6 protein-coding genes, 3 tRNA genes and 1 pseudogene are annotated in these 8,993 nt (G+C 38.5%); 4 read left to right on the top strand and 6 right to left on the bottom strand.

Annotated elements, in window-relative coordinates:
* Positions 1-239: 239 nt before the first annotated feature.
* From J5X91_RS17635 to nudE, 5 genes are all read right to left on the bottom strand, one after another.
* Positions 240-316, bottom strand: a tRNA-Met gene (locus tag J5X91_RS17635).
* A gap of 173 nt (positions 317-489) precedes the next feature.
* Positions 490-566 (bottom strand) — tRNA-Met (locus J5X91_RS17630).
* A gap of 195 nt (positions 567-761) precedes the next feature.
* Positions 762-838, bottom strand: a tRNA-Met gene (locus J5X91_RS17625).
* A 152-nt stretch (positions 839-990) separates the two neighbouring features.
* Positions 991-1,776, bottom strand: coding sequence for a 3'(2'),5'-bisphosphate nucleotidase CysQ (gene cysQ, locus J5X91_RS17620; RefSeq protein WP_011326850.1), 786 nt, complete (start codon positions 1,774-1,776; stop codon positions 991-993).
* On the bottom strand, positions 1,769-2,341 hold the full coding sequence (nudE, locus tag J5X91_RS17615; protein WP_011326849.1) for an ADP compounds hydrolase NudE: 573 nt from the start codon (positions 2,339-2,341) through the stop codon (positions 1,769-1,771). The genes cysQ and nudE overlap by 8 nt, the downstream gene beginning before the upstream one ends.
* A gap of 62 nt (positions 2,342-2,403) precedes the next feature.
* Between nudE and yrfG the strand changes: the two genes are divergently transcribed.
* The gene (gene yrfG / locus J5X91_RS17610) at positions 2,404-3,051 is read left to right on the top strand and encodes a GMP/IMP nucleotidase (RefSeq protein ID WP_011326848.1); all 648 of its coding nucleotides are present in this window, start codon (positions 2,404-2,406) and stop codon (positions 3,049-3,051) included.
* Between the two features lie 15 nt (positions 3,052-3,066).
* Here the strand turns inward: yrfG and J5X91_RS17605 are convergent.
* Positions 3,067-3,555: pseudogene (locus J5X91_RS17605) on the bottom strand (dUTP diphosphatase); the annotation flags it as partial.
* Positions 3,556-3,659: 104 nt separating this feature from the next.
* Here J5X91_RS17605 and J5X91_RS17600 point away from each other — a divergent pair.
* The 3 genes from J5X91_RS17600 to J5X91_RS17590 are packed head-to-tail and all read left to right on the top strand — an operon-like array spanning position 3,660 to position 8,861.
* Positions 3,660-4,868 carry a site-specific integrase gene (locus J5X91_RS17600; RefSeq protein ID WP_208835345.1) on the top strand — a complete coding sequence of 403 codons (1,209 nt, stop codon included), beginning with the start codon at positions 3,660-3,662 and terminating at the stop codon, positions 4,866-4,868.
* Positions 4,858-6,969, top strand: coding sequence for a hypothetical protein (locus J5X91_RS17595; RefSeq protein WP_208835344.1), 2,112 nt, complete (start codon positions 4,858-4,860; stop codon positions 6,967-6,969). The genes J5X91_RS17600 and J5X91_RS17595 overlap by 11 nt, the downstream gene beginning before the upstream one ends.
* Positions 6,966-8,861, top strand: coding sequence for a hypothetical protein (locus J5X91_RS17590; protein ID WP_208835343.1), 1,896 nt, complete (start codon positions 6,966-6,968; stop codon positions 8,859-8,861). Before J5X91_RS17595 ends, J5X91_RS17590 begins: the two co-directional genes overlap by 4 nt.
* Positions 8,862-8,993: the final 132 nt, after the last annotated feature.

Genomic DNA, 8,993 nt, shown 5'->3' with positions numbered 1-8,993 from the left:
TTTTACCGACCTAATGCCGTGGAATGTGCAGCTAGACTTCGATTATAGCTAAGCGCACTGCTTAAATGCGCGCTTACGTCTGTTTATTCTTATTTATTTCAGTGGTTGCGGGAGCCAGGGTTTATGAAGAGCGAACGCATCACGCAGTGACGACGACCTTCGGGTTATGAGTCACTCACTAAATTTCAGACATAAAAAAACACTCTTTAAGAGTGTCTGTTTATTCTTATTTATTTCAGTGGTTGCGGGAGCCGGATTTGAACCGACGACCTTCGGGTTATGAGCCCGACGAGCTACCAGACTGCTCCATCCCGCGCCTGAAATTGTATACTTATTTAAAGTTGCTTACATTACAACTTAGCTTCCAATTAGAAATTGGTTGCGGGAGCCTAATTTATAACGACTACCTTTGCTGGCTAATGAAGAGCTGAGACCGACAAGTTTTTCATTAACTAACATTTACAGTAACCTCAATCCTCTAAAGGAAATTGGTTGCGGGAGCCGGATTTGAACCGACGACCTTCGGGTTATGAGCCCGACGAGCTACCAGACTGCTCCATCCCGCGCCTGTATATTTTAAGTCTATCGACTACTTTATTTTATCTCTTAAGCTAGAGTTTACAGTAACCTCAATCCTCTAAAGGAAATTGGTTGCGGGAGCCGAATTTAAAACGACTACCTTTGCTGGCTAATGAAGAGCTGAGATCGACAAGCTTTTCCTTAACTAACATTTACAGTAACCTCAATCCTCTAAAGGAAATTGGTTGCGGGAGCCGGATTTGAACCGACGACCTTCGGGTTATGAGCCCGACGAGCTACCAGACTGCTCCATCCCGCGCCTGTAATTTCTTTAAAACAAATCCGTAATATTTACGAGCCTGCCTTGAAGAGAGCGCTACTATATAGGAATAAACATATAATGCAAGGCTTTAGTTATTATTATTGTTTAAGTGAACAAAAAGCAAGCAAGTGGTGTTATAAGCATTCCCATTAATGTGGGTTAATCATTTTTTGCCACTCCCAATCAGGGTGCCCCATTACAATGAAGTCTGGATTTTCAGTGCTTTCACGCTGATTATAAGTTAGTGGGTTAAACTCTGCATCGGTAATACTGCCGCCAGCTTGCTCAACTATAATTTGTGATGCGCCCGTATCCCACTCACCAGTGGGGCCTATTCTTAAAAAACAGTCAGCCTTTCCTTCTGCTACAATACATGCCTTTAAAGAGCATGACCCTAAAGCAACGGTAGTAAATTGGGCGTTAAGGTACTGGCTCACTGCTTCAATTTTTTGGCGGCGGCTCACTGCAACCGTTAAGTTATCGGGTGAGGCTACAAATATTTGCTTATCGCTACCATTTTTACGCTTAAATGCCCCATTATCGGCGCTCGCAAAATAGGTTACCCCTTTTGTTGGCCAATGAATAACTCCCAGCACAGGTTGGTTATTCTCAATGAGTGCTATATTTACCGCAAAGTCGCCACTTTCTAAAATAAATTCTCCGGTACCATCCATAGGATCAAGTAACCAATAACGTTGCCAATGCTGCCTATCGGCTAATGCTGGGATCGGTGTTTCTTCTGACATAATAGGAATATTGGGTGCTAATGCCTCTAAACCAGCCACAAGTACGTCGTTAGCAGCAAGATCAGCTTTAGTAACTGGTGTGTTGTCTAGCTTTTGCTCTTTGCCAATATCACCATTTTTATAAATAGCCATAATGGCATCACCAGCACGCTCAGCCAATAATATACAAGGCTCTAGTAATTTATTCATCAATGACTCCTGATGCTAAATACTGATCTAATAATAATAAAGCAGCTACACTGCGTGCTTCGGTAAAATCGTCTTGTGTTAATAATGACCGCCAATCGGTTAATGGCCACTTAACAACGACCAGTGGCTCTGGCTCATCACCGGGCAATGTTTGTGAATACAATTGTTTAGCGACCATAATGTGCATGGTGGTATTAAAATGACTTGGCGCTATAGATACCGCTTTTAATCGTTTTAGGTAATCTGCACCAAAACCAACTTCTTCTTTAAGTTCACGGTTAGCGGCTTGCTCTGGTGTTTCACCTGGGTCAATTAACCCTTTAGGAAAACCCAGTTGATAGTCGTTAGTACCAGCGCAATATTCTCGCACTAGTAGTAATTCGTTATCTTTAGTTAACGGCACAATCATTACTGCACCTCGCCCGCCGCCACGAATTCGCTCATATTGACGTTCTTCGTTATTAGAGAATTTAAGTTCTAAAGATTCCACGGTAAATAAGCGACTTTTAGCTACAACTTTATTACTGAGGATTTGCGGTGGTATAGGGTGCTTTTTCTGTGTCATTGGCGTTAATTTGCTATCATGGCAGTTGTGCTTAATCATAAACTTTTCACAGGGAAAAGCCCATGCTAAATTGGTCAAAAATCGATACAGTTTTACTCGATATGGATGGAACATTACTCGATTTACATTACGATAGCCATTTTTGGCTTAACGTTATTCCACAACAGCACGCATTAGCAAAAAATATTAGCTTTGAAGCAGCGCAAGCTGATATTTCAAAACGCTACCAAGCCGTTAGCGGAAAAATACAATGGTACTGCTCAGATTATTGGGAGCAACAGTTAAACCTGCCTATTATGGAACTAAAGCGACAGTCTAAGCACTTAATAAAAGTGCGCGACGATGTGCCGTACTTTTTAACTGAACTTAAAAAAGCAGGTAAAGAGTTAATTTTACTTACTAACGCCCACCCTGAGTGTGTAATGCTTAAATTTGAGCAAACTGCAATTGATAACTACTTAGATGGAGTCGTATCGACTCATGAATATGGGGTAAGTAAAGAGCAGCAAAGCTTATGGCAACAGGTGCAAAGTGACTTAGGATTTAATAAAAGCCGTACGCTTTTTGTTGATGATAGTGTTCCTGTGCTCAACGCAGCACGCCAATACGGTATTGAACACTTGCTTGCGGTTGCTAACCCAGACAGCCAACAACCACATAACGATATAGCCGATTACTTAAATGTTACCGACTATCGCAAGCTAATTTAATTATTTTAGCGCAAACTATTTTGTTGGATATCGTGCCTCTAAGCCTTCGTACACTAATTTTGCAAAATCTGCATGTTCGGTATTAAGGCTTTTAACAACTTCTACTAAATGCTCGTTATCTTCTTGGCCATCCCACACTTTAATGTAACTGCCATCTTTATAGCCATGATCTTGGCGGAAGAAGTTTAAGGTATTTTTACCTACATAACCTCGGTATAAATCGTCAATATTCATACCTATTTGTGCCATACAACCTGCAAAAGCAGCCGCATTAAAAGTTTTATCTGCGACAGCAGATGCCGCCAATACTTCCAGTGTTTGCTTAAAGTCATCGGCTTGATGGGCAGTGCTTAATTCTAGCTCAAGCTGTTTAGCTATTTTTTCGTAGCTGGTGATACCGTCAATTCTGAGTGACAAGCCAAAATGAAAAATATCCACTAACTCTAAAATAACTTGTTCGGTATCAGGCGTTTGTTTTTTCCACCATTTCCAACCGTAATGATCTTTTCACTACATATATTTAAAATACACAATTGTTAGCTTAATTGCTATCAGAAACATTATTTCATGATATATTTAATGAAACTTATTTGTTCGTGGTGAAGTTAATGGAAAAGAAAACTTTAAAGGACGTAAGCATATGTGGAAATTACTTTGAGACACTGACTGTTTTTCTCGATTCCAATGGAAATATAATCATTATTCCACTTCTATATACTATTTATTTAGAAAGTGTAGGCGAGATCATCAGATGTAAGGAATACGAGAAAGAGGGGGAGCTTTACAGAGAGCTTTATGAAGACTCAATAAGCGAAAGTTCAATATCCCAATACATTGGCCATATCTTTAACTTTTTTCAATACATCGAAAATCTACATATAATCAATGAAGCTCCTGATGTTCATCACTCACATTTAATTCAAGTGAGCTTGGTAAATAAGTATCTCAACTCGCATTTGCCCAAGCGACTTACAACCACCTCCTTAAGTGTGCATCAAGCATCTATTAAATCTTATTTCAACTTCTTGTCGAAATTAGGTTTAATAATCCCTATGAATATTAAGATATCGAGGAAGGCTAAAAAGCAAGCTTTTGATAACAACCGCAGTCAAACCAAAATCAACTACGTCAGCACTGAAGAAAGAGCGGCGCTTCTCCATCGATGTAAGACTAAACGAGATAGACTATTGTTGAGGATGGGGTTTGAAGTTGGTTTAAGGACATCTGAAAACACTGGGCTATTGCTTCAATACAACGGTAACAAAGATGGGTATCTGCTGGCTCTCTTTAAGGACTCATTAGATTCAAAGAAATGTCACCTTGAAAAGTTTCGATACATGTTACAAGGAAAGTATACAAAAGGTGGAAAGTCTCGCTGGATATTTCTCTCTCGCCCCTTACTCGAAGCAATGAGGGATTACTATCTTACTGAGCGAGCCATAGTCCTTAGTGATGCGAAAGACAAGTCAGATCCTGATACTCTATTCTTGAATGCTGATCCAGGATGTAAGGGAGAACCCATAAAAGAAAATAGAGCAACCGATGTCTTTGATAAATATAGAGACATGATAGATTGGATGGATAATGAACTATCTTACCACGATTTACGACACACATTTGCAACTGAACTTTACTATTACGAGCTTATAAACTCAGAAGGTGGTGAGACGCGCTCACAGAGCTCAGCGCTTATTACCGTCGCACAACGCCTTGGACATGCTTTGGGCAAAGATGGAAGGCCAACTCCGGTTACTACTCGTTACATTCGTTTAAAAGAAGTGATGTTGGATATAGAGGGGGGAAATCATGCTATCTAAAAAGACAATTCCAATTGTCACTCAGAAAATAGATGCTGAAGAAAAGTATTTCTTGAACGATACCCAAAATCTAGTTATTGATGGCAATACCATTTATCCACTTAAAAGCATCCACGAAGTCTCACAATTATTACTTAAAGCTATGAAGCTTTTTTTGTTACACCCCGATTATGAAGATAGATCTACGGATCACCAAAAGCATACTAAGATTGCATTTCGCAGATGTATTGGATTTCTTAATCAGAGCACGGTTCTAAACGCTAAAGTGCTTAAGGCATTCGAAAGCTGGGAAGTGGAAAAATATAAAATAAAGCCACAAAGCACAAGTTGCCGGCGACTCAAGACCGTATTGTTAAGAGTCAAGAGTTCGTCAAGCTTTAACGTTAATGAGAAAAGAAAGCTAGACGAAGTGGTAAGTTCTTTTGTCCAATCCAAAGATGAAGAAAAAGACCCACTCTCGCTATCATCTTGGTTTGTTGAGAATAGCCCTTGGCTTAGAAAATACATGGGCGAATATTTTTTACTATTAGAGAGTCCAAAAAGGTTGAGTAAGTCATTCGTGGCAACAATAGGCACAATGTTGAATTTCATTCTATGTGCGAGAAAACAGTTAGCATCTCATACTGACCTTACTGAGCTTTATTATGATATTCAGAATTTTACTTCTAGCAGAGATAAACAAAAAAAAATCATAAACTTTATAAGTGCATTACTTGATAAACCAGACAACTCGGTTAAGGAGCTAAAGAGCTTTATAATTACAGAATGCTCCATCCATAAACACAAAACCAAAATAGATCAAACTGTTGTGAAGTGTAGTGAAGATAATAGTAAAAATAGCTATCAAACCCTCTATGACGAACTGTTGTATAAGCGTCGCTCTGAATTTCCTTTTTTACCCCCCCTACATTTTCACAGCAAAGTGAGCTACACAGAAGAAATGCTCATGTCTTTTTTGTTCGCTACACTCTCAATTCAGCCAACAGATATACTTCGGCTTACGCGAAGGCACATAGCAATTAAAAAAAATTCACGAGGTAATATAAGACTATTAGAAATAGACTACCTAAAAGGCAGAGGACTCCGAAGACATAAGCCGCCAACATTAAGAGGTTCTAGCCTTATCGCTAGAACTATCATGGCCTATATAAATAATTTGCCCAAATCCCAAGATGAGTTATTTACAAAATTAAACAGTGAAAGTAACTATGCGGTAAGCTTCGTTAACCCTTTCTATAAAGATAAGCATTTTAATTACAATCACTTTCAAAGCCTTTTTGCAAAACTATTAGTAACTAACGACGACATGAATACGATTCTAGAACATGAACTTAAATTAATGGGAGCCGGAACGATATTCAAGGAAGCCATGACACTTTTTTATGACCACAATAGATATGACAAACACACGGCTGCAACAATGTTTGGAGCAAAAAGCCTGTCTAGAAAAGAATATCAAAAACTAACTCAAGAACCATTACCATCATACTTTTTCAAATTAGCACATATAAAAAATACAGGCGTTTACTCAAGGACAGATGCATATAGAAATGAGGATTTAGTCAATCTAAACTCGCATCAGTCAAATACTGAAAAATTGTCCTATTTAACAGACGACAACAAGGAGTGGGTGAATCAGGTTGGCAGGATCACGAGGATAGTAATGAGTGATATTGAGTCAAGAGCTCTTAGACCGACCCTAGATTTCATCGATAAAGAAGCCATAGATAAGAACCTACGGACGAAAGTAATTGATAGCACCCATTCAAAGGATGCTCGAATTAACCAATATGGTGAAGTCATACTATCAGCAAGCGAGCGAGACCGAGATCATGTAATTGTGTTCGAGAACTCACAAACTGCAATTACAATGCTCCACTACATTGATGAGGCAGAAACCAGTGCGGAGGCAATAATGCAGGCCAACTACTCTTTTTTCGAAGAAACATTACTTATTAATGTCGAATGGATGCATTACTGTTTAAGTCAGTTTCCCCCAGCGTTAGTCAGCAAATCGGTAGAAGACTATCAGCGTTTAAAGAAGTTAAAGGTTCTGCCCAAGTTATTTGAGAATGAAATGCAGTCAGGCATGTCCTTATGAATAAAACTATAAGAAACGAGTGTAGCATCATAGAGGAGTTGAATGTCAAACTGTGTTCCTTCAATGAAGTTGAGAATGACTTACATTCAAATGAATGGAGTTTTATAGTCGGCTCTAGGAAATTCACGTTATATCACCAAGGTAACAGTCTACTTTTCAAAGGCAAGGGTGATCTATTCGATGAACTCAACGTTAGTCCTGATATAATTGTTAAGTTAATTTTACTTCATTTATTCCCAAGCTGCCCAACCGGGTCAACAATCAGAGAATATTCGGACTTTATTCTTATCTTGTTTACTTTCATGCAAAGCCGCGGAATGGTAAAAATAAGTAAGATCGATCTTGTAGATATATTTTCTTACTTCATCATCCATAAAGTGGTAAGGAACATGGGAGATAAGTCGGATACTCAAATTGTTAGACGATTAACGCCAAGAGCTGGAGCGACCTGCTACTTCTTACCGACAATAATACAGCGCATTACCCATATTTTTCACATGTATGATATCGATTTTTCTTCTGTAAGCAATTTGACTGAGTCAAAAGGGAAAAAACATATCAAGGATGCAATTGAGTACCTATCAGTTGGTGAACTTACTTACAAAGATTGGATGTCAGGAAGTTCTTTCAATAACCTTACATTGGACTATGGTAGGCATTATATCGAGTATTTACAGGATTTTTACGACGACAATTATCCTATAGCCTTGGCACTAAATCATGTCGACACCATCAGAAAAAGTATACTTACTCGGGTCGGATACAAAGTACATAAAAACACAGTTCCAATGGTCTATGGCCTGTTAACTCAGGTTAATATTAAAGAAAGCCCCCACCTTAAAACGTTTGATGGGAAAAAGATCGACTTTCTAGAAAAAGAAATTAGAAATGAATATATTCGCTTCATTCACCCAATTCTTAAGCGTAACTACATTTTAAAAGAAGAAACAGTTAGAGAAATTGCTAAGCAGATTGGAGTGGATACTAATATTGAAAGATCTCAGCATTATGCAGATATTGAGCGGCTGAGAAACATTCTTTATTTCCTAACAGACGAAAAAGAATATTCGAAGCTGGATAACATAGTTAAGTACTCTAATTTCAACACAAGTATTAAAGAATTAGAGGGAATTATAACTAGTTTATCGACTAGAGTTACAGTGCCTGATTTACCTACTTCTACATACATAAAACAATATGTAGGTGAGTACTTTGAAAGAAATTCAAGTAGAGATGTTCTGAATTTCATTCGGAAGGTACAGAAAGCTGGGCAAACTTGCGTTATGGCCTTCACTGGGTGGAGGCGAAGCGAGTTTGGCTTTCCTATATCCTCTATATCTAGTGAGCCCAATCAGGATGTTTTGGATCAATATGCATTACCATACAGACATAATATCCATTGGCATGTATTCAAAACTCAACAAGGAACTAGCCTCGACAGAGAAATTACTCAAAGAACATATGAAATAATCAGATCACTGAGCAACTTCCATTGTCCATTAGAGCATGAACCTGCGATTTATTCCGAAACCTACAACATCAAGCAAGAACCAACAAGTAAAAATGTTTCGTCAAATAAAATGGCTGATGCGTGTAATGCTAATTGGTATAACTTCGCAATGCATTATAAGCCATTTAAGGCTCTAAACGAGATATCCTTACTCAGCGAACTAAAAAATAAGGTACCACTGTCTGAGTCTGAAGTGATTTTACTTAAGAATTTGTCTGTAAATCAACATTCAGAGGAATGGAATTATGCTCGCAACAATAATCTTTTATCCGAAGTTAAAAAGAGGGTTGAAAAGGAGTTACCTGTCGTTTCATTCATGCAAACCAGAACGGATATCTCAGTTGCATATTCTCATGCATCGCGATCACCTAATACTATCTAAGCCGATCACCTAATACCATCCATCAAGATCACTCAATACCATCGATGCCGATCACTTTTCGGTCAAAATGGTATTGAGTGATCGGCTTGAATGGTATCGTTCAATTTGTACACGTTTTTGTCTAGCCAGTAG

It is taken from the genome of Pseudoalteromonas sp. K222D, from assembly GCF_017653575.1.
Lineage (GTDB): Bacteria > Pseudomonadota > Gammaproteobacteria > Enterobacterales > Alteromonadaceae > Pseudoalteromonas > Pseudoalteromonas nigrifaciens.
This window is presented reverse-complemented; position numbering and strand designations above follow the sequence as displayed.